Raw genomic sequence first — 23,947 nt, 5'->3', positions numbered from 1 at the left:
GGGGGGTTGTTCTGGAAAAGGAAGTCGTTGTGAATCACAGGTCATTGCCACAGAGAAATGAAACGAGCTTATGGAGCAATGCCCGCAGGAAAATGAGGAAGCACTGGCAATTGCATCTGCTGGTGATTCCACCCTTGCTGTTTTTTCTTATTTTCAAGTATTACCCAATGATTAATGCAGTCCTTGCCTTTAAGGACTATAACGTCATTAAAGGCATTTGGGGAAGTCCCTGGGTGGGGATGCAAAACTTCCGTCTGTTCTTCGAAAATCCGTTATTTTGGACACTGGTGAAGAACACGATCATATTGAGTGGATATTTGCTGCTGGCGGGATTCCCGATTCCAATTATCTTAGCCCTTATGATTAATGAGGTGCGGAGCACGAAGTTTAAAAAGTTCGTACAGCTCGTATCGTTTGCGCCCTATTTCATCTCAACCGTCGTAATGGTATCCATTATCATGCTGTTTCTGGCACCGCGGCTTGGCTTTGCCAACATTGCCCTGAATTTTTTCGGGCTTGAATCGGTCAATTTTCTCGGTGAACCCGGGATGTTCCGATCCATCTATGTCTGGTCGGATATATGGCAAACAGCAGGATACAGTGCAGTGATCTATTTGGCAGCTCTCGCCGGAATTGATCCGACGCTTTATGAAGCGGCCAAAGTCGATGGAGCTTCACGGTTCCAAAAGATCAGACACGTCGACCTCCCAGGTCTTGTGCCGACCATCGTCATTATTTTGATTCTCAATGTTGGGAATGTCATGGCCATTGGCTTCGAAAAGGTCTACCTGCTGCAGAATCCGCTTAACCTAGCCAACTCTGAAATTATTGCAACCTACGTTTACAGCATTGGCCTGTTGAATGCCAACTATAGCTTTGCGACCGCGGTCGGACTTTTCAACTCGCTGATTAATCTCGTTTTGCTGGTTACCGTGAACGGTTTGGCGAAACGAGTGACCAACAATAGTATCTGGTAGGAAAGGAGGGTCCTCAAGTGGCAGCAACGGTACCAAAAAAGATTAGGGAATCTGCCGCCGACAGAGCGTTTCTGATTACGATCTATATTGTGCTCAGTCTTGTTGTACTGGCGGTGATCTATCCTCTGATTTTTATTATCAGCAGCTCGTTAAGCAGTCCGGCAGCCGTCACTTCTGGCCGTGTATGGCTCTGGCCTGTAGATATTTCATTCAGTGGTTACAAGGCACTATTCAACACACCCGAGATTTTAAAAGGGTACGGTAATTCCATCTTCTATACGGTGGTAGGTACGCTTATTAGTGTGGTCCTGACCATCATGATTGCCTATCCGCTATCACGCAGAAGCTTTTTTGGCCGAAATGCCTTAATGATGATCATCACCTTTACGATGATTTTCAGCGGCGGATTAATTCCGACGTATATGGTTGTGAAGCAGCTTCATCTGATCGACACACGCTGGGCGCTGCTGATTCCGAATGCCATTTGGGTATGGCAAGTCATCATTGCCCGTTCTTTCTTCAAATCCTCCATTCCCGAGGAATTGCTGGAAGCCAGCGAGATGGACGGCTGCAGTGACATGCGCTTCATCTGGAGTATCGTTCTCCCTCTATCCAAGCCCATTATCGCTGTGCTGGTGCTCATGTATGCGGTTGGGCAATGGAATGCTTATTTTGATGCTCTTATTTATCTTAAATCGGCTGATCTGTTCCCGTTACAGCTCATTCTACGCAGCATCATTATTCAGAACAACAGTGCAGGAGCGATGGATGCGGCGAAAATGGTGGAGAGACAGCAGCTTGCCGAGCTGTTAAAATATTCCTTGATTGTGGTGGCTACGTTGCCTGTGCTGGTGATCTATCCGTTTGTACAGCGTCATTTTGTACAGGGAATGCTGGTTGGTTCCATTAAGGGTTAACTCACAGCTTGAGTTAGGGAATCATTTTCTTCACCGGTAAATTACTATAGGGAGTGATCCATTTTGAAGAAAAGTCTGACAATCATACTCATGCTGCTCATGGCGTTCACGATTGTAATGAGCGGATGCTCGAGTGACAACTCGTCAAGCCCTGAATCAGGAGAGCCGGCTGCAGGAGACGGTCCGGTGAACATCAGTGTATTTTCCGTACAGGAATCGGGGATCGATATCCCGACCAACCAATTCACCAAATTCGTGGAAGACAAGTTCAACATCAAATTCAACTGGCAGATCAATCCGTCGGACGGAGCCAAGGAGAAGCGCCAGATCTCACTGGCAAGTGGCGACTATCCCGATGCCTACCTGCTTACTCATTACATTGACCAATTCTCCCAAGCCGATCTTTTGAAATATGGCAAACAGGGCGTTCTCGTTCCACTCAACGATCTGATTGATCAATATGCTCCCAACATCAAAGCAGCGATGGAAAGCAACTCAAATTTGAAAACGCTTAACACAGCACCGGATGGCAACATTTATGGCCTTGTTGCCTATACGGAATGTTTCCACTGCTCCTATCCGAGCAAGATGTGGATGAATACGGAGTGGCTCAAAAAGCTCAATCTGGAGATGCCAACCACGACGGAGGAATTCAAAAATGTGCTGCAGGCGTTCAAAACGCAGGACCCGAATGGAAATGGCAAAGCGGATGAAGTACCTCTTAGCGGTTCCATCGAGGAATTTGGTGTGCGCATCATTCCATTCCTCATGAATGCCTTTGTGTACGATGATGACCGCAACTACCTGCAAATGGACGGAGGAAAGGTTCAATCCGCAGCCATTACGCCGGAGTGGAAGGAAGGATTGACCTATATCAAATCGTTGTACGATGCAGGTCTCATTGATCCAGGAGCTTTTACACAGAACGCTGAAGCCTTTAAGAAAATTGGGGAAAATGCAGATGCGGAAATTCTCGGCGTCGGGGCAGGAATGCATCCCGCAATCTTCGTAAACATTGATCCTGGCAATACACGCTCGGCACACTATAACCCTGTACCTCCGATTTCCGGACCGGGAGGCGTGTCGTACGCAACGCATGATGGGGGCGGCGTATCTCCGGGAGCCAAATTTGTCATCACCAACAAGGCAAGCGAAGAAGCGCAGATTGCTCTAATTAAAATGGTGGACTATATGTTCACTGCCGAAGGTCAAACGAACGGGGCGAGTGGTCTGAAAGGAATCGATTGGACCGATCCGGGAGAAGGCGACGTGGCACTCGGCAAGGATTCCAAGCCGATGGTTAAACAGATTCCGATGGCTGAGGGAGAGGCGCCGCGCAATGCGGGCTGGAGCGGAATGGCTCATTTTTATATGCCTAAGGAGTATCGGGATACCTTTGTTCAAGGCACGGATATCTATGCTTCCGACGGTTATGAGCGCAGACTGTATGATGCTACGCTGCTGTATGAAGGACACGAGCCAGAAGAGCTGTTCCCGATCTGGTCTGTATGGATTGATCCTTCCGAAATTGATGAAGCAAGCTTGCTGCAAACCAATATCCGAAACTACATTGAGCAGAACCAGCTTCAATTCATTACGGGCAACAAGGATCTGAACAAGGATTGGGATGCGTATGTTAAAGGTCTGGAAAACCTGAAGCTGGACCGTTATCTCGAAATTTTGCAAAAGGCCTACGAGGCGTCCAAATAGCAGGTGAAGATTCGAACATCAGGGCCTGAGTTGGACTAGGCACCTGATGTTTGTTGCATTCACAGCATAAGGATGATGAGAGTAGTCTTCGTTCAATGACTAACAAGAAAGGGTGGATAATCATTCATCGGTCGAAACAAGCTGCAGAGGCTGCACCTGTGATTATTCGATTAACGGATTATGGGGCTCAGCCGGATTCGGAGCAGGATACTCAACCTGCCATGACTCGTGCCATTCGGGCAGCCTCTCAAATCTCCGGACCAGTGGTTCTGGACTGTGCTCATGGGAGGTATCATTTTTATCCGCATGAAGCCATTCAGGCTCCTTATTACATTTCAAATACGGCCAGTGAGGAAGAGAACCCGGATATCACCAAGACGATTGGCTTGCTGTTGAAAGGTCTGAATGGACTGAAACTGGAAGGCAACGACTCATTGTTTATTTTCCACGGGAAGCAGACGATGCTGGTTCTGGACGGTTGCACCAATGTGGAGATATGCAATCTGCGTACTGACTATGACCGGCCAACGGTGACCGAGATGACGATTGTAGACAGGGGAAGCAGCTATTTCGATGCCAGGGTTCATCCGGATTCCCGGTATGAGATCCTTAACGGACAACTGGCCTGGGTCGGAGAGGATTGGAGCTTTATGAACGGGCCGATGCAGACCTATGATCCCCTGCACAATACAACATGGAGAATGGACAACTGGCTGGAGCAGGCAATAAAAGTTGAGGAGATCGAGCCGAGGCTGCTTCGTTTTCATTTTGATTTCTCCCCTAATGTTGGCCTTGGTCATGTCCTGCAAAACCGGGATGGGCTTCGTGACCAGGTGGGTGTATTTATCACCGAATGCTCAGACGTCACCTTTGCAAATGTCAGTCTGCATTTCATGCATGGACTTGGTGTTGTGGGCCAATTCAGTCGTAATCTTACTTTTCGCCTAATGAATATGACTCCTCGTATCGAAACCCGAAGAACGGTTGCCGGCTTCGCCGATTTTCTTCATCTGTCCAGCTGTGGAGACAAGGTCGTGGTGGAGGGCAGCCGTTTTATAGGTTCACACGATGATTCCATTAATGTGCATGGGACCTATCTTCGTATCATCGAGCGAATGGGGGAGAATTTTGTAAAAGTCCGTTTCATGCATCCCCAGACGTATGGTCTTCCTGCGTTTTACCCAGGGGACGAGATCGAGTTTGTTCGTGCTGGCTCTCTTACCACCTATGCAGCGAACCAAGTGATGGGAGTCCAACGTCTGACTGCACGTGAGTTCATTTTGACCTTGGCCCATGGTCTCCCGGAAGATATAGGCAGCGAGGATGTGATTGAGAACATCACCTGGACACCTGAGGTAGAGATTGTGAATAACTATTTTGCCAGGGTCCCGACTCGGGGCATTCTGGTAACCACCCGGCGTAAAGTATGGATTGCTAACAATGTGTTCGAACGGATGCATATGAGTGCTATTTTAGTAGCGGCGGATGCCAAGTCATGGTATGAGTCAGGGAGGGTAGAAGATGTGACCATTACAGGCAATCATTTCATTGAATGCGGGAGCGAGAAATACCCGGTTATCTCCATTGTGCCGGAAAACGAAGAGATGGATGAGGGTTTACCCGTTCACAAGCAGGTGATTATTCAGAACAATCAATTCGAGACGTGCAGCAACGTTATGCTCTTATGTGCCAAGAATACCTCCGGATTAGTCTTCAGATCGAATGAAATCGTTCGTGCTGGCGGAGTGGATCTGCGGTCCTGCATTGAAGACTTCGTCCATATCACCGCTTGCACTGAAGTTGATATTCAAGGCAATACAGTCAGTAGCAATGCCAAAACGCAATGAGGGAGAGAACCTATGAAACTTCAATATGACAAACCTGCCAGTGTATGGACCGAGGGGCTTCCCATTGGTAATGGTCGTGTCGGTGGCATGATTTTTGGAGGAGTAGAGCAGGAGAAAATCAGTCTGAACGAGGACACTTTATGGTCGGGCTATCCTACGGACGGTAATAATCCGGGCGCGAAGGAGGTTTTGCCGAAGGTTCGCAAGCTGATACAGGAGAGACGCTACCAGGAGGCAGATACGCTGACGAGAGAGATGCAGGGACCCTATACGCAATCCTACTTGCCCTTCGGAGATTTGCTTCTTCGTTTTGAGCATGGGGGCATTCATCATTCCTACAAACGGACGCTGGATATAGAACAGGCACTGCACAGCGTTGAATACCAGGTTGGGAACGTTACCTACAAGCGTGAGATGTTTGCTTCGAATCCCCATCAGGTGATTGTGCTGCGTCTAACCACAAGTGTACAGGGGAAACTCCATGTGCATGCCGCTCTGGACAGCCCGCTTCGGCACACACTTCAAGTAAAGGAAGATCGCTTCGTATTATCAGGTACCGCTCCGGAACATGTGGATCCCAGCTATGTTTCAAGCGATAATCCCATAAGATACGGTGAACCGGGAGCCGGGAAGGGCATGGTTTTCGAAGGACAGCTGGCGGTGACAGCAGAGGATGGACAGGTGATTGTGGATAGTCAAGGAATACATCTATTGGGGGCAACGGCTGCCACCTTCTATTTCAGTGCAGCTACAAGTTTTAATGGCTATGCCAACATGCCGGAAGGGGAGAAAAGAGATGTCACAGCGATAAATGGGTCACGACTGAACATGGCAATAGCCCAGCCATATACAAGTCTGCGTGACGACCATATCTCGGATTATCGCTCCCTGTTTGACAGAGTGAAACTGCATCTAGGTACGCCGCTCGCTCCGGAAGACATGTCTACAAGCCAACGGATTACGACCTATGCGGCAGAAGATCCAGAACTTGTGGAGCTGCTCTTTCATTATGGACGCTACTTGCTGATCTCAAGTTCTCGCCCTGGTACACAGGCCGCCAATCTTCAGGGAATATGGAATGCACTTACCCGCCCGCCATGGAGCAGCAATTATACCTTGAACATTAACACGGAGATGAACTATTGGCCGGCTGAGGTCTGTAATTTGGCGGAGTGCCATATGCCTCTGCTGGATCTGATCGGTAATCTGGCAGAGAAAGGTACTGAGACTGCACAGGTTAACTATGGTACCCGTGGCTGGACGGCTCATCATAACTCGGATCTATGGGCGCATACAGCCCCGGTTGGAAATTACGGAGGTGGAGATCCAAGCTGGGCGTATTGGCCAATGGGGGGCGTATGGCTGACCCAGCATTTATGGGAGCATTATGCTTTTAGCGGAAATGAAACATATTTGAGGACAACCGCCTATCCTCTCATGAAGGAGGCGGCACTCTTTGTACTTGATTGGCTTATTGAAGATGGAAGCGGAAATTTGACTACAGCCCCATCCACTTCTCCAGAGCATAAATTTCGCACAGCAGAAGGTGTAGCAGCGGTCAGCTCGGGTTCAACGATGGATATTTCCTTGATCTGGGAGTTGTTCACCAATTGCATGGAAGCCGCGGAACGACTAGGAACAGACATGGAATTCAGGAAGGAGCTGGAGAGCGCCAGGGAACGCCTGCAACCGCTGCAAGTCGGTAAGTATGGTCAACTTCAGGAATGGTCGGAGGATTTCGAAGATGAGGATACATACCACCGGCATACTTCGCACCTTGTAGGTGTATATCCTGGACGGCAGTTGTCCGAGGAGGAAACGCCGGGATGGTTTGCCGCGGCAAGAACTTCACTGGAGCGACGCGGAGACGAAAGTACAGGCTGGAGCCTGGGCTGGCGTGTTGCGCTCTGGAGTCGGTTTCGGGATGGTAACCGTTCTTTGCGACTGCTCTCTAACATGCTCCGTCTGGTTCAGGACGGGGACACGGAGCAGTACAACCACGGCGGAGTATACGCCAATCTGCTTGGCGCGCATCCACCATTTCAGATTGACGGTAATTTCGCCGCATCCGCCGGCATCGCCGAGATGCTGGTGCAGTCTCACTTTTCGTATCTTGAATTGCTTCCGGCCCTACCGGATTCGTGGCAGAAGGGCTACGTATCCGGGCTGCGTGCCCGAGGCGGTTTTGAAGTTAGCATCTGGTGGGATAGGGGACAGCTCGCCGAAGCGCAGATCACCTCCATGCTGGGTACGGATTGTGTACTTCGTAGTGATGTCCCGCTCATCGTAATTTCGAATGGCACCCGGTTGGACGCGATCCGCATCAATCCCTCGACACTGAAATTTCCAACAGCAGCTGGTCAAACGTACAGTATTGCAGTGGAGGGTGACCAGTAAACATTTTGCCAGGAAGTGTGTTAAATCGCGATATGGATCGGAAGATCGGTGCATGGATTACGGTCTGTCCTGTCTTTATAATGAGGGCAGACTTGGGGGAGGGGATGACCGCTCCTGCCAACCAACCATGCAACATCGAGGAGGCATATGATGCTAACAAACGATACAGCCGTTGAAGTGCAGCAGAATGACACACGGATCCAAGTGAGCAACGGCCATGTAAATCTGGAGATTCATCTTGAGAATGGTGAGGCTTCGTGCTATGACAACCGCTCTTGTTTTGTTAACCATTTCCGCAGCGCTTTTCGCTGGCAAGGTCGGGAATATAGCACGGCACACTATGAGAGACATGAGCTGAAAAGCAAGGAAGCCATTGTCCGGGAAGGATTCGGCAAAGGAGTGCACTTGGTGATCCTGCACCAGTCGTCCAAGCTTCCCCAACTAGAACAGCATTTCTATGTATACGAGTCTGTACCGTTTGTGTTGGTACAGAGCACAATCCAAAGTGATAAAGAGATCAAGGTCAATCGCATCGCGGTCGTTCAATCCAAACAGGTAACGCTTAACGCAGGAAATCAACAGGAAGAGCTCAGCATCCTGCGGATTCCTTTTGATAACGACAAATGGGTTCGATACACGGTTGTCAAACCTCCAGTGGATGTCGAAAGCTATGAAGCTGCAGCCGTGTTCGAGCCGGATAGCCGCCGGGGGTTGATTCTGGGTTCACTCACGCATGAGGTATGGAAAACGGGCATCCGGTTTAAAAGCGAGAAGAGCGGCCACGTTGAAGAACTGGATCTCTATGGCGGAGCTGTCAGTGAGCTGACCCGCGATTCCCTGCCGCATGGATATGTGACTGGGAAAATCATTGAATCACCACTCGCATTCATCGGATTTTACGAAGATTATAGAGATGGACTCGAAGCTTATGGCCGTGCCAACACCTGGATGGAGGCCCCACTGCCATGGAAGGGCGGTGTTCCGGTCGGTTGGAACAGCTGGTCTGCAGCGATGAGTAAACTCGATTATGACTTGTATACGTCGACCAGTGATTTTTTGAAGAAGGAAGTGCAGCCTCTGGGTTTCCAGAACGAAGAGACCTTATACGTTAACTTTGATGCCTTCTGGGACAACTTTACACCTGAACAGATGAAAGATGCGCTGGACCGGGTACGGCAAAATGGACACAGGGCGGGTACCTACTGGACGCCATTTACATTCTGGGGGAGCCCCGAACAGTTCACCCAAGTCGTGGAAGGGACAGATGGCCAGTATACCTACGGGGATATTCTGCTTAGAGACATGGAGGGCGAGGTTTTGCCCGATGTAGATGGCGGTTTGGCTATAGACCCGACGCATCCCGGAAATCTGCTGAGAATGGACTGGTTTGCGAACAAATTCATCTCGGAAGGATTCGAGTATATTAAGCTGGACTTCCTTGCACATGGTGCCCTTGAAGGGCAGCATTACGACTCCGAGATCACAACAGGGATTGCAGCGTATCGCCACGGCATGTTTTATTTACAGCAAAAGCTCTCACCGGAGGCTACTGGCCGCCCGTTCTTCATCAACCTGTCCATTGCGCCGATCTTTCCGTATGCCTTCGCTCACAGTCGCCGCATTTCCTGCGATGTCTTCGGTACGCTTCAGGATACGGAATACCTGTTAAACTCATTGACCCATGGCTGGTGGATGAACAATACGCTGTACCGCTACAATGATCCGGACCATTCCGTGCTGTATAAGAGCTTCAACCAGGAAGCAACTGGCTGGCACGAAGGAAGAAGCCGCCTTACCGCCTCGGTGATTGCAGGTACGGTATTGCTGCTCGGAGATGATTTCCGTCAGGCAGAAGCTGCGGAGCGGGCAAAAGACTGGCTTGCCAACAAGGAAATCATGAACATTGCCCGGCTCGGCCGAACGTTCCGTCCGCTGGAAGGAGATTGTGGGAAGCAGGCATCAGACGTATTTGTACTGGAATCGGCTGACGAAAAGAGCTTTTATTTGGCCGTTTTTAATTTTGATGCTGCGAATGCCGCACATAGAACGGTTTCCCTGGAGAGAGCCGGACTGGATGCAAGTACGGTGTACAGTTATCAGGATTTATGGGAAGGGGGACAAGGGGAAGCCAGCGGCCATATGAGCGTAATGCTGGAACCAGCTGAGTCCAAAATTTTCAGATTAACAGTTTGAAGAAGCTGACAATCTGCATCAACCTAATAATAGGCGCGCTTTTGTTGGACACAGACAGCGCGCTTTATTTGGTTTTCGTCATTATAGATTCAGATAATCCATTTGAACAGGAGGACGTGAAATGGACGATTTTACATTGTGGTACTCCACCCCAGCAGTGAATTGGAATCAAGGATTGCCCCTAGGGAACGGAAGAATGGGAGCTGTGGTCATGGCTGCACCGAATCGTGAAGTGTGGAGCATGAGTGAGGTGACTTACTGGTCCGGTCAAGCAGATCCAGAGCCGGCTCTTACAGGAGGGAAGAGGGCACTGGAGGAGATGCGGCGTCAGTTCTATTCCGGCAATTATGATGAGGGAGATCGTCTTGCGAAGCAATATTTGCAGCCCGACAAGCAGAATTTCGGCACCAATTTGGGGTTGTGCAAGGTTGTCATACAATTTGCCGAGCAGGCCCCTGAAAGAACGCTAGAGGAAAGCTTCCGCCGTGAGCTGGACTTAAACCTTGCGCTGGCCAGGGCTGCCTGGAGGAACAAGGATGCAACTGTGTATCGTGAGGTTTTTGCATCACATGCTGGCGACCTAATTGTTTCCAGAGTTTGGAGTGATCGCTCTGGGGGCGTGTCCTTTTCGCTCCGTCTGGAGGGAGACACGGGATCGTTCCGCAGCACAATAATGGATGACTGTACATTGAAGTTTGAGGGCCAGGCTACCGAGAATGTTCATAGCAACGGCAACTGTGGTGTATCGGCCGAAGGGTATGTGAAGGTTGTTGTCGCTGGCGGTAAGGTTACCGGGAGTGACGGAATATTGACCGTCCAGGGAGCGGATGAGGCCTCCATTTACTTTGCTGTCAGTACCGATTATCGCAAAACGCGACCGGAGTGGAAACAGGAGAGCCGCGTAATACTCGATAAGGCAGTAGGCAAAGGATATTCCCTTCTGCGAACGGATCACATCGAGGATTACGCAGAGCAGTATAACAAGGTCGACATTCAGATTGGGACTGCAAGCAAAAGTAATCTGACGACAGATCAGCGCATCCGGCTGCTGGCTGGAGGTGGGGATGATGATCCCCAGCTTTTTGCGCTATTTCTGCAATATGGCCGGTATCTGACCATTGCTGGTTCGCGTGCCAATTCTCCGCTTCCCCTTCATCTTCAGGGAATATGGAATGACGGAGAAGCATGCCGTATGGGCTGGAGCTGTGATTATCACCTGGATATCAATACCCAGATGAATTATTATCCGGCAGAGATTACGAATTTGGGAGACAGCCATCTTCCGCTCATGAGGTATGTTGAAGACCTGGCAGCAGCCGGAAAGTCAACGGCACGTAACTTATATGGCAGTGAAGGCTGGGTTGCGCATGTCTTCTCTAACGTCTGGGGATTTACACTTCCCGGCTGGGATACATCGTGGGGGCTGAATGTTACCGGAGGACTGTGGCTCGCCACTCACTTAATGGAGCATTATGAATATAGCCAGGACCGTGCTTTTCTGGAAAATACGGCTTATCCTGTGCTCAAAGAAGCCGCAGTATTCTATCTCGACTATATGGACATTCATCCCGAATATGGTTGGCTGGTGACTGGGCCATCCAATTCTCCGGAGAATCATTTCTATCCGGGTACAGCTGGCGGTGCTGTGCACCAGCTCTCGATGGGAACGACATTAGACCAGATTCTGGTGCGTGAGCTGTTTGAATTTTGCCTGAAGTCGGTTGAACTACTGGATAGGGATGCGGAGTTCGGTGAACAACTGAGAGAAGCTGTTGATATGCTGCCACCGCTGCAGATTGGGGAAAAAGGACAGCTGCAGGAATGGCTGGAGGACTATGAGGAAGCACAGCCGGAGCATCGGCATCTGTCACATTTATTCGCACTGTATCCAGGGCATCAGGTCACGCCTGAGCGGACACCTGAGCTTAGTGCGGCAGCAAGAGTGACGATGCAAAACCGGATGCTGCAAGAGGAACTGGAGGATGTAGAATTTACGGCTGCCCTGTTTGGACTCGGTTTTGCGAGGCTGCATGATGGAGAAATGGCCTACAAACATGTCTCGCACCTGATTAGTGGACTGTGCTTCGATAATCTGTTTACGTATTCCAAATCAGGCATTGCCGGTGCTGAAACCAATATTTTCGTCATTGACGGAAATTTCGGAGGAACAGCGGTTATTGCGGAGATGCTGCTGCAAAGTTACGCAGGCGAAATTCATCTCTTGCCAGCACTGCCGCAGGCTTGGAGTAAGGGGAAGGTAACCGGGCTAAGAGCCAAAGGCAATGCCGAAGTAGATGCAGTTTGGGAGGATGGAGAGCTGACGTCCGCCACAATCCGTGCATTTACGTCTGGAACGTACACCGTATGCAGAGGAGAGCGGAGAACGACTTTTCATGCCGAAGCAGGAGGAAGTTACACATTTAATCGTGAGCTGGACTTGATTGACCGATGAATCATGCCAATAAGCAATTGTATCATAACCGATCTGGTCGAATGGGAGAGAAAACATATAATAGAGACAGAGATAGCTTAAATGGAGGGGACTTCAATGTACAGTATTTTTCTCGTAGACGACGAAGAGCTCGGGCTTGGGATGATGAGAGATTATATTCGCTGGGAAGAGATGGGGATCTACATTATTGGGACAGCGAGCAACGGCAGAGAGGCTTTGGAGAAGATTGAGGCCCTTCAGCCTGATATTGTACTTACCGATGTGCAGATGCCCATTATGAACGGAATTGACCTGGCTCGAAAAATACATGAGTTGTATGATTCCATTCAAGTGATGTTCCTGACGGGACATGATGAATTCCATTATGTGAAATCAGCGCTTCATGTCGGAGCGGTCGGATATTTGCTTAAACCCCTTGATTTGAATGAAATTGAAGGCGTTATTTCGAAAGTGAAACAGCGCTGTGAAGAAGTTGCAATCAAGAAACGTTCCACGGAGGCTGCTAAAGCCACGATTCTAAAGGAACTGTCCTATGAAAAAGACACGACTCGTGCTGTGGAGCTGGCATCCGATTATAGCAGGTTGACCCGTCTGCCCGTGACATCACGGTATGCCTTGGCCTTGTTCAGCATCGATCCCATTGAAGCCGAAGAAGAGCAGCAGAGTCTGGAAGAATGCACCACCAGGCTGGTGGCTTATCTGAATTACTATTTCCAGGCGAAGAATCTGAAGGCTACCTTTGTTGATTACAAGGAAGGTGAGACAGGACTGTTTATAGAAGCAGACCAACAGCCAGGGTATTACGCCTGGGAGGACTTGGCTGTGGCAATGCGAAGTGCACTCGATTTTACGGTGACTGCAGCGGTCGGAGCCGAAGCTGCCGAATTGTCCAATCTCCACTATTTATACGAGCAAATGCGTGTGATCCTGAATGAGCGTTTCTACGAAGGAACCGGAACGATGATCCATGCAGAAGCCGTAACGAATCAATTGTACAGCGAACATATGCCGCCTTTTGAGAAGAAAGAATGGTTTGAAGCGATACATCAACTGGATTTTGAGTGGGCAGCACAGAAGCTGCATCAATATATTGAAGCCCTGGCTGCCATGCGAATCAAGAAGAAGATGATATGTGACTGGTCCATCGATCTCGTCGATGAACTGCTGGAACAGGTGCAGGAGCATTTATCGAAGGGGGTTCAACGAGCCGAGCTGTATCACTCCATTTATAATGCATCGACGTTGCATGAGATAGAGGGGCTGATTCTGGATGCGGCAGGTCACGCCGTGAATCTGCTGGGAGAGCGATTTATGGATAAAAATGAAAAACTGATTCATAAGGTACGCACCCTCATTGATCAAAATTACAATCACCCGGTTACGATTAACAGCCTGTCTGAACAGGTTTATCTGTCACCTAACTATTTGCGGTCCATTTTCAAGGAAAAGACAGGAATGACCATCCATGATTATTTGACGCGTATCCGGCTTGGCAAAGCAAGGGAGATGCTGGCAGATGGCTCGCTCAAGATTCATGATATTGCTCAGAGAGTAGGCTACGAGAGCACGTCCTACTTCATTTCTCTTTTTCTTAAGAATGAAGGAGTAACGCCGAATGAATACAGGAAAACGATCTGAACGTTTATAAATCGCCCGATTGTTTTGTAAAAGAGAGAAATTCAAATATGAATCGTAACATTGCGATATGGATCATTCCTGTCGCTCTTTTTACAATTAGGCATGTAACCAATATGCAGCGCTTATCCCTTATTACAACGAAAGAATAAAGGAGGATGAGAAACCAGATAATGAATTGAAAGCGATTACAACTGTGGTTCATTGCTTAATGATCCATGTGAAACGAACGTTTGCCTAATCATTGAAGTTGGAGGGATGTTATGTTAGAACGAGTCCTGCAAAAATCCTTTATATTCCTTTTGATCTTCTGTCTGGTGACAGGTATCGGTCCAACGGCAGCCATGGTAAGTGCCAGTGAACCTAACAGCTATGAAGCCGAAGCGGATGGGAATACGCTGAGCGGAAATGCGAGTGTATCAGATAGTCCATCTGCATCGGGGGGCAAAAAGGTCGGAGGTATGTACCAAGGCAGTTCGCTGCAATTCAATAACGTGATCGTAAACGAGTCGGGAAACTATAAAGTTGTCGTTTATTACATTTCGGGTGATCCCCGGCCGTTCAACATAAGTGCCAACGGCGGGGCAAAACAATTCGAAGAACCACCGAAGACTGCGGATTGGGATACCGTAGGCACATATGATGTAACGTTGCCCTTGAACGCAGGGAGCAACTCGATCCTGATCGATGACAACAACTGGTATTCACCTGATATCGACAAAATTGTCATTGCCGGATTGGATGATAGTGAGACAGAGCCCGGGAATCCCGGTGAAGAAGAAGACCTGGGCACACCAGGGGATACACACCAATATGGAACAATCTCGGTAACGGATTATACGTACGGATTTCTCGTGGCAAACGAACATTATGAAGTAACTTATAATACCCAGTCAGGATTGGTTGGTTACAGCTGGGCTAACGGGCAGAAGCTACGGGGCGTATACAGCAGCATGAAACTCGGTGATGAGTCTCTCGTGCAGAGCAAAGATTATGAGGAACATACCACTGCTGGCGCACCACTGGAATTGGAAGACGGATTCGGCAAAGGAATCGAGCTTTCATTTGTCCACACATCTGCTGGTAAACCGACGTTGAAGCAGGTGTATCGTTTCTATGAAGATAAGGCGTATTTTCTGACCGGTTTAAATGCTATTGGGGAAACGGAGATCCATACGAATTACATGTCCCCGATTACGGTGACCAATACAGGCGGGGTGGACATCGGTGATAGCTCGGACAATCGTGTACTCTCCGTGCCTTTTGACAATGATGCCTGGATTAGGTATAAATCTCAAACCGTGAATCGGACAGATACAAGTTATGAAATGACGGCCATCTTCAATAACGCAACACGTAACGGATTGGTGATTGGTTCGGTAACACATGATACTTGGAAAACAGGTATTGATTGGCAAGGATCTGTCAACCGAATTCATGAACTTTCCGTATATGGCGGAGCTGCCACTGATGTGACAAGAGACACCCAGCCGCATGGCAGTCTGACGGGAACGGAGCTGTCCTCGCCGTTGATTATGGTGGGAGGGTTCAGTGATTACCGGACAGGTCTTGAAGAATACGGTAAGGCCAATGCAGTCATCACGCCACCACTGGTTTTAAATCCGGAGCTTCCGCAAGGCGTTCCCTTTGGCTGGAATAGCTGGGGAGCGTATGGCAGTACACTGTCTTATCAGAACGTTGAGGATGTCTCCAACTATTTTAAGAACAACTTAGAGAATTTTAACAACGAGGGCAATGTATTTATCAACATGGATTCCTATTGGGATAACCTGAGCGATGAAGAACTTGCACAGGCTGTATCCGTTATAAAGGGCAACGGTCAGCATGCGGGTATCTATTGGGCACCATTCGTGTATTGGGGAAACAATATGAGCCAGTCGGTTGAAGGCACCAACAACCAATATACCTATGGTGATATCGTTCTTAAGGATTCTACCGGCAAACCGCTGCCTACCCTAGACGGGGCGTATCCCCTGGACGTGACACATCCCGGAGCCAAGATGCGGATGGATTATTTTCTGGATAAGTTCAAGAATCTTGGTTTTACCTACATCAAACTGGATTTTCTGACTCACGGTTCTCTGGAAGGGGAGCATTATGACCAGGAAGTAACCACCGGCATCCAGGCTTACAATCAAGGTATGCGTTATGTGGAAGAACGATTGGACGGAAAAATGTTCATTAGTGCATCCATTGCACCGATCTTTCCAAGCCAATATGCGCACAGCAGACGTATCTCATGTGATTCGTACGGCAGCATTAACGAGACAGAATACATGTTAAATTCGCTGACCTACGGCTTCTGGCAAAATGGAACCATATATTCCTATACCGACCCTGACCATCTGGTACTGGCCAAAGCATCAAGTCTGGCCGAAGCTCGCAGTCGGGTGAACTCGGGTGTCATTGCGGGAACGGTCATGATGGCTTCCGATGATGTGAATAATTCCAAGGCTCAGGAGTACATGACTGCACTGTACAACAATAGGGATGTTCTAAATGTTGCGAGGAAAGGAAAAGTATTCAGGCCTCTTGAAGGCAACACCAACGCCAATGCTGCGGATACGTTTGTGTTGAAGGATGGGGATGATTATTATCTTGCCTTATTTAACTACAGCGCGACCAGTTCCGCTGAGCGGATGATCGACTTGGAACGTGCCGGATTGAATGCTGCCCAAACGTATTCGCTAAAAGACCTCTGGACAGGCGAAGTTTCGTCCGTATCGGGTTCATGGTCGGTTACGCTGGAAGCAGCTGAATCAAGACTGGTGAAATTGACGGAAATGAAAGATACTCCCGGCAATCCGAGCAACCCAGGTAATCCAGGGAACCCTGGCGTGCCAGGAAACTCAGGAAGTACTGACAATACTCATGGCAGCAGCCTAAATGAGAACAACGGGAGTCAAGAGAGTGTGACTACAATCCTGTCCATCACAGCAGATATGCTGAAAATGAACAAAGAGTCAGGTCAAGCCGTCGTGGAAATCAAGGCTGATACGCAGGAAGTGCAGTTATCCTCAGCTGTTGTCAAGCAGCTTGGAAACGACGCACTGGTGTTGAAATCGGGCAAGCTAAGCCTTCACATTCCTGCAGAAGTGCTTCAGCAGCTTATGAATAAGCTGCCAGAACAGCAGCAGGAAGGAAGCATCATCTCACTCAAGATGGTTCCACTTGGCAGTGAAGGGAACGAGATCATTGCCGCAGCACAGGTTATGACGCAAGCCAAGGTTTCATTGAAGAGTGAAATCTACGGAATCAGTATATCCATTGAGAGCAAATCAGGGTTAAACGAAACACTCTCCAAGTTTGATAAGCCCGTCGTGTTGAGTCTGCATGCGGTTGAAGGTTTCATTTCTTCTAAGGGTGGTATGTATGCGATTGGAGATAAAGGTAAGCTTGAATTTGTCCGAGGTGAATATGCAGCGAATGTGTTAACAGGGGAAATCAGTGAATTCGGCACATATGCTGTATTGGAGCTGGAGCGCTCTTTCACAGATGTCCCTGCTTACCACTGGGCGAGCCCTGTTATTCATGAGTTGGCGGCCAAGCTGATTGTCCAAGGTACACATGAAGGCCTGTTTGAACCAGGCCGTGAGGTCACAAGGGCAGAGTTCGCTTCAATGCTCGTACATTCTCTGGGACTGACCACAGCCGGGGAAATGGAGTTTCGCGATGTAGCTGCAGATCGCTGGTATGCTGCGCCTATCTCCATCGCGTACAAGGCCGGGATTGTTAGCGGCAAAAGTCGGGATGCCTTCGGACCAGATCTGCCGATTACTCGCGAGGAAATGGCAGTCATGGTAATGAAGGGCTATTCCTTGGGGAAGGATCAGGAGCCTGTTGATACCAACGATACCATATTCGGCGATATGAATCTGGTGTCACCATGGGCAGCTGATTCAGTAACTGAAGCAGCCAATCTGGGCCTGATTCAAGGAAACAGACATGCCAAGTTTGAGCCCAAAGGGATCGCATCCCGGGCAGAAGCGGCACAGGTCATCTACAATTTGATTCTGAAGTAGAACATCAAAGGGCTGCGGAGCAATTCCGCAGCCCTATTTCCGTATTTTTGTATAGAATAGTACGATGGCATTCATGAGTGTTATAAAAGGGCTTTTTGTGGAAGGATGATCTGCACAGTCGTCCCCGCACCCAATCTGCTGTATACGTGAACACCGTAATTCTCTCCGAACTTCAGCTTAATCCGCCGGTCCACATTGGAAATACCATATCCCCGTCCTGGTTTGTCTTCAAGTAGAGATAGAAGGGTTTCACGCGACATGCCCATCCCGTCATCCATGACGGATAGGATAATCGAGTCATTTTCGAAGACCCCTTTGATATGAATATTAAGCGGCCTCTCTTGATTCCAAACGGCATGAATAATCGCATTTTCAACAAATGGCTGGAGAGCAAGCTTAACCGTGGAGTAGGGTAAAATCGCCTGATCAATGGTATAAATGAAATTTAACTGCCCCTTGAATCGGATCAGCTGAATGGCGTTATAGCTTTGGGTTAATTTCAACTCCTCATTGATAGTCAGAACACTTTTTCCTTTGTTCAGCGATATCCGATAAAACTTGGCAAGATTTAATACCATCTCCTGAATTTGCGGATCCTGATGTTTAATCGCGAGAGAAGAGATCGAGCCCAGTGTGTTATACAGAAAATGAGGGTTAATCTGGGCCTGCAAAAGATCGAGCTCGGCTTCCTTGCTCTGCAGTTCTTTTTGATATACCTCGGTGATGAGACTTCTCAAACGGATCGTCATTTGCTGGAACGCGAAGTGAAGCTGTCCAATCTCATCACTGCCCAATTGTTCCTCATGTGTTGGTGTGAAGTCTCCGCGCTCAATCCGGCGAATCATACGGATTAAGGTCCGGATGCGTTTGCTGAACAGTGAAGCCGTAATATAAATGAGCAGCAGAGCCACACCTATAAAGGCAAGTGAAACTTTAATCATAAGCTGCGACAGTGATTTGGCATCTTTAATAATACTTTCATAAGGGAAGATGGAGACGGTCTTCCAGCCATTTTTGAGTGTGTTATAGACGGCTAGTGCTTTAACGCCATGATAGGTCGTGTCGAATCTGCCGGAAAGAGAGTCATCAAACTGCTCGTCAAGCAGTTCCGGCAACCGTGTATTGATTAATTTTTTGTCCGCAGAAGATAGAATAACACCTTGGTCATTCATGATAAAAATGTCTTTGCCTCCGGCTTCCTTCTCCATTAACGAATAGATAACCGACTCGGAAATTTGGAATACCAGCATCCCATACGGATATTGATTGCTATTATTATTCAGCAGTCTCGCAAGGGTAAACATGGCAGGTCCATCCGCCGTTTGCGGGGAGGAGAGGTGAATGATATTACCATACGACTGTTTCAGCTTCTGGACCAGCTCGGTCTCCTCAACTTCGGGTGTAATGGGCTTGATATAGTAGTTATCCTTAGGCAGAGACGGATTGTCCGAATAAATGAATGCGCTATCAAAATCAGGGTAGGCAGCCATAATGGTATCGATGCGATTGCCAATGTAATTATAAACATCCAGATAGGAAGGATCATCCTGATACTCTGTCGTCAGGTAATTGGCAAGTCGATTATCCAGATAAATGGAGGCTGAAATATGTTCATAGCTATCGAGTTTATTCTCCAGGTTTTTGGTGATCTGGGCGGTTGAATTCATCATGTTGATGTACAGCTGTTCCGTCAGCTTGGATTTGGTAAGTTCGAACGAGAAATAAACCAGCAGCATCATCGGGATAATGGTGACCAGGACAAAAACAAGAAAGAGTTTGGATCTGAAGCTTAAATCAACAAAAGGCATGTAAATGTATTTTCTGTAAAATGGACGCATCGAGCAGCCCTCTCTCAATTGAAAGTGATTTCATAGAGTTCATCATAGCAGACGAAATATGGAAAACCAATAACGCTTTTCACCGAAAACATCTTTAAAAAGCGGCATTTATCGGAGAATTGAAGTATGGAAAGCAAGCGCTATCAAAATTAAGATAAAAAGGTAATCAGCTGAATCTGAATCAGGCCAATCATGATGGTATAAAGAAAGGGGAGGGCATCTGATGCATAAGGTAAGCGCTATCAAAACAGTCAGGAGCAATAATCTGATCAGCAGACTAAAAGAACAAAAATGGTTATTCGTGCTTATGCTGCCTGCCTTCGTTGCAACTTTGCTGTTTTCCTATGGTCCCATGTTCGGACTGTATATGGCATTTACGAATTATCAGCCGGGAGGGGAGTCTTTTTTTAGGCAGTTTTTTCATGCAGAGTTTGTAGGCTTCCGGTGGTTCGAATATTTCTTCACAACAGGTGATTTCTATCGGGTTATGCGCAATACACTCGCAACGAGCTTGCTCACACTGTTGTTCGGGTTTCCTGCGCCAATCATCCTTGCGCTTGTCCTGAATGAAGCCAGACAGGGATTTTTCAAGCGCTTTGTACAGACGGTATCATATTTGCCCCACTTCATCTCGTGGGTTATTGCGGCCAATATTGTCATTACACTCCTGGCTTCAGACGGTATGCTCAATAATATTCTGGTGCTGCTGGGTATTGTGGATGATCCGATCGCGTTCCTGCAAAATGGACCTTTGTTTTGGTGGATTATTGCCTTGTCCAACATGTGGAAAGAGATGGGCTTCAGCGCAATTATGTATCTTGCGGCCATTTCCTCCATTAACCCTGAACTTTATGAAGCTGCGAGGGTAGATGGGGCGAGCAGATTTAAGCAAATGTGGCATATTACTCTGCCGGCTTTGCGTCCAACCATTGTCATACTGGCTATTCTTGCAGTCGGCGGAATTCTGAATGCAGGCTTTGAACAGCAGTATCTCCTGCAAAACAATACGGTACTTGAGTATTCGGAAGTCATCGATATTTATGCCTACAAATACGGCTTGCAGAACAGCATGTTTTCATACGGAGCTGCCGTTGGAATGTTCAAATCTGTCGTTGCTTTCATACTCGTTGTTATTGTGAACCGGATCTCAAGAAAGGTGAATGATCAGGCGTTGTTCTAACCAAGAAGGAAAGGAGTGCTCATCATGTTATTAAACCGATTCGGTGATCGGATATTTAAGTTCTTTGTATATCTCATTCTGGTCCTGGTTTTACTGGTTACATTTCTGCCTTTCTGGAATATACTTGTCCTTTCCTTGAATAGCGCGGAGGATACGGTTCGGGGCGGTGTCTACTTGTGGCCACGCGTGCCAACCTTGGAAAGCTACAGCCAGATTTTGAAAGACAGTGAAATTTTGAATGGGCTGTGGGTCACGGTCAAACGAACACTGATTGGTGCACCGCTCTCGGTGCTGGTTATCACGATGCTGGCGTATCCGCTGAGCCGGCGGAATTTGGTGGGGCGCAAGGGTTGGAATTTGTACTTCATATTCACGATGTATTTTGGCGGCGGATTAATTCCCTATTACATGGTACTCAAAGCGCTGAACATGATTGATACGTTCTCCGTCTTCATTCTGCCCAGTCTGATGAATGTGTTTTACATGATTATAGTACGAACGTTCATGGAGCAGCTTCCTCATGAGATTGAGGAATCAGCCAAGGTGGACGGAGCTAATGATCTTACGATTTTTTTCAGAATTGTCATGCCGCTGACCACGCCTGTACTCGCGACAGTTGGATTATTCCAAGCTATTGGACACTGGAACTCCTGGTTTGACTCTTATGCATTCACGTACAGCTCAGACTTGAAAACCCTGCAAGCCGTACTTGTCAAAATCCTGAGTCAGTTTCAGACCGGTGGAATGGTCTCGCAAACGCAGATGCTGGCCAATTCAGCCAAGCGGAATGCTGTTTCGAGTGACACCATACGAATGGCTGCGACGATGGTTGCTACGTTGCCGATCATTCTCGTCTATCCGTTTTTGCAGAAGTATTTTGTCAAAGGCATGACGCTCGGAGCAGTAAAAAGTTAATTATTGCTGGTCTGGCTGCCAGAGGAAGGCTTCTCGGCAGGCACTCCTTCACTCCTGAAAGGGGGTGGTACAGATTCGTTGGTTTGCTCCATAATACACGCAAGTCACTTCATTCATTGGGAGGAATTAGGGTGTCAATGAAAAAGACAAAAAAATGGATGGTTATGGGTATTACTGCTGCATTAGTCGTAGGTTTGCTTGCGGGATGTTCTTCGAGCGAGGGGACAGATAGTGCAGGTACAGGTGAAAAAGGAGCTGAACAAGGCCCGATCACGCTGACCTGGTTTGATGGCAATACCAAAGGTGAGCCATTCACTGATGCGGTTGCCCAGAAAATCACCGAAAAAACCGGAATAGAGATCTCCATACAGCAGCCGACGGGAAATCCGACGGAGAAGCTGAGCTTGATGCTGGCGAGTGGAGATTACCCCGATGTCGTGGTCATGAGCCGGGGAGATGCCTCACTGGACAAATATATTTCTAGCGGAGCCTTCATTCCGCTTGATGAGTTAATCGAGAAATATGGAGCAGATTTAAAGGAAATGTACGGGGACACCTTGACCAAGACACGTTATACGGACGGCAAAAACTATTATCTGGCAAACTGGTATGGACTCGACAGTGATCCAGTCTTCGGTATGCTGATGAGGCAAAGCCTGCTGGAAGAGCTTGCTCCTGAGAAAGCGGATGGCTCCGAGCCGCTCACGACAGACGAGTTTGAAGCACTGCTTAAACAGTTTAAACAGAAATACAGTACAATTGATGGTAAAGAATCGGTTCCCATGACGATGAATGGAGAGAATATGGGAGCGAATCTGGGTACCTTCAAGGGCATGTGGGGGTTAAAAACCTACTACGATAATAATGGCAGATTGCAATATGATGTCAAAGATCCGAAGTATCGTGAAATGCTTTTATATATGAACCGTCTATATCGAGAAGGATTGATCGAGAAGGAATTCGCCATTAGCAAAACACAAACATGGATACAGAAGCTCACAACAGGTGCGGTATTCTCCACACCAGGCGCGTACTGGGATCCTGGCAACGGCAATGCCGCATTGAAAAAGGATGGCGGTGAGAAGAATCAATTATTCGCATATAAAGTCGTAGCCCCTGGTGTGGACCCGGCCCAAACGACTTTTGGACCGAGAAGCTCGCTCGGATGGGATGCCATTGCCATAACCAAAAATAATAAACACCCGGAAGAAACGATGAAGCTGTTCAACTATTTGGCGAGTGATGAAGGACAGCACTTGCTCCTATGGGGTAAGGAAGGCGAACAATACACCATGGTGGATGGCAAACGTCAACCTGATCCTGCATTCCTGCAGAGCTTCAAGGATAACTGGGATGAAACGGTGAAAACAAGCGGGGTTCGTAAATGGCTGTGGTTTATCAAAAATGGGTTGGATCCAAACGGACAGCCGTACGACATGGCCGTCAAATATCAGCGCAGCGAAGTGGATGAACTGGCCATCAAAAGTCTTGGTGATTCGGTATGGGATACTGCTGAATATGATAACCTCAATCCGGATGGGGGAACACCCGAAGCTCTGACGGCACAAAAGGTCAAGGATATTATGGACCAAAGCATTACCAGAGCCATTATTGCCCCGACTGAAGCAGAAGCCAATGCGATATTTGACAAAATGCTAGAGGATATGAAAAAGGCAGGGGATGAGAAAGTGGAGGATATTATCAACCAGAAATACGCGCAGCGTATGGAGGTATGGGAAACCAAGTAAGCTGGACGGAATGGATTATATAGTGGAAGGCTCTCCTAAAAGGAGGGCTTTTTCATGTGCATGGAGCAGGCTTTTTTTGTCTAACATATTCCTTC

At 48.1% G+C, this 23,947-nt stretch carries 13 protein-coding genes; 12 read left to right on the top strand and 1 reads right to left on the bottom strand.

The window, feature by feature from the left end; translation table 11 throughout:
• Window positions 1–92: 92 nt before the first annotated feature.
• From CHH60_RS08445 to CHH60_RS08405, 9 genes are all read left to right on the top strand, one after another.
• Window positions 93–977: an ABC transporter permease gene (locus CHH60_RS08445; RefSeq protein WP_255247871.1), complete on the top strand. Its 885-nt coding sequence runs from the start codon at window positions 93–95 to the stop codon at window positions 975–977.
• Between the two features lie 17 nt (window positions 978–994).
• Window positions 995–1,894 carry a carbohydrate ABC transporter permease gene (locus CHH60_RS08440; protein WP_176476013.1) on the top strand — a complete coding sequence of 300 codons (900 nt, stop codon included), beginning with the start codon at window positions 995–997 and terminating at the stop codon, window positions 1,892–1,894.
• Between the two features lie 63 nt (window positions 1,895–1,957).
• Window positions 1,958–3,604 (top strand): extracellular solute-binding protein, encoded by a 1,647-nt coding sequence (locus CHH60_RS08435; protein WP_095358814.1) that lies wholly within the window; start codon window positions 1,958–1,960, stop codon window positions 3,602–3,604.
• 95 nt (window positions 3,605–3,699) lie between these two features.
• Window positions 3,700–5,451, top strand: a complete 1,752-nt coding sequence (locus CHH60_RS08430; protein ID WP_095358813.1) for a right-handed parallel beta-helix repeat-containing protein — start codon at window positions 3,700–3,702, stop codon at window positions 5,449–5,451.
• 12 nt (window positions 5,452–5,463) lie between these two features.
• The gene (locus CHH60_RS08425) at window positions 5,464–7,848 is read left to right on the top strand and encodes a glycoside hydrolase family 95 protein (RefSeq protein ID WP_095358812.1); all 2,385 of its coding nucleotides are present in this window, start codon (window positions 5,464–5,466) and stop codon (window positions 7,846–7,848) included.
• A 150-nt stretch (window positions 7,849–7,998) separates the two neighbouring features.
• Window positions 7,999–10,041, top strand: a complete 2,043-nt coding sequence (locus CHH60_RS08420) for an alpha-galactosidase (protein ID WP_369680178.1) — start codon at window positions 7,999–8,001, stop codon at window positions 10,039–10,041.
• A gap of 121 nt (window positions 10,042–10,162) precedes the next feature.
• A complete protein-coding gene (locus CHH60_RS08415) occupies window positions 10,163–12,493 on the top strand; it encodes a glycoside hydrolase family 95 protein (RefSeq protein WP_095358810.1) in 2,331 nt (776 codons plus the stop codon).
• 96 nt (window positions 12,494–12,589) lie between these two features.
• Window positions 12,590–14,131: a response regulator gene (locus CHH60_RS08410; protein WP_095358809.1), complete on the top strand. Its 1,542-nt coding sequence runs from the start codon at window positions 12,590–12,592 to the stop codon at window positions 14,129–14,131.
• Between the two features lie 260 nt (window positions 14,132–14,391).
• Complete coding sequence (locus CHH60_RS08405) at window positions 14,392–18,171, top strand: S-layer homology domain-containing protein (protein ID WP_095358808.1); 3,780 nt, start codon at window positions 14,392–14,394, stop codon at window positions 18,169–18,171.
• Window positions 18,172–18,251: 80 nt separating this feature from the next.
• On the opposite strand, the gene CHH60_RS08400 is transcribed toward CHH60_RS08405, so the two are convergent.
• A complete protein-coding gene (locus tag CHH60_RS08400; protein ID WP_176476012.1) occupies window positions 18,252–19,979 on the bottom strand; it encodes a cache domain-containing sensor histidine kinase in 1,728 nt (575 codons plus the stop codon).
• A gap of 253 nt (window positions 19,980–20,232) precedes the next feature.
• Between CHH60_RS08400 and CHH60_RS08395 the strand changes: the two genes are divergently transcribed.
• The 3 genes from CHH60_RS08395 (at window position 20,233) to CHH60_RS08385 (ending at window position 23,852) form a co-directional block, all read left to right on the top strand.
• Window positions 20,233–21,189: an ABC transporter permease gene (locus CHH60_RS08395; RefSeq protein ID WP_095358806.1), complete on the top strand. Its 957-nt coding sequence runs from the start codon at window positions 20,233–20,235 to the stop codon at window positions 21,187–21,189.
• A 24-nt stretch (window positions 21,190–21,213) separates the two neighbouring features.
• The gene (locus CHH60_RS08390) at window positions 21,214–22,104 is read left to right on the top strand and encodes a carbohydrate ABC transporter permease (protein ID WP_095358805.1); all 891 of its coding nucleotides are present in this window, start codon (window positions 21,214–21,216) and stop codon (window positions 22,102–22,104) included.
• Window positions 22,105–22,241: 137 nt separating this feature from the next.
• The gene (locus CHH60_RS08385) at window positions 22,242–23,852 is read left to right on the top strand and encodes an extracellular solute-binding protein (protein ID WP_095358804.1); all 1,611 of its coding nucleotides are present in this window, start codon (window positions 22,242–22,244) and stop codon (window positions 23,850–23,852) included.
• Window positions 23,853–23,947 lie beyond the last annotated feature (95 nt).

This window comes from Paenibacillus sp. 7523-1 (genome assembly GCF_002276415.1).
In the GTDB taxonomy this organism is placed as follows: Bacteria; Bacillota; Bacilli; order Paenibacillales; family Paenibacillaceae; genus Paenibacillus; species Paenibacillus illinoisensis_A.
The sequence above is the reverse complement of the archived record's forward strand: the minus strand, read 5'-3'. Positions and strand labels throughout refer to the sequence as shown.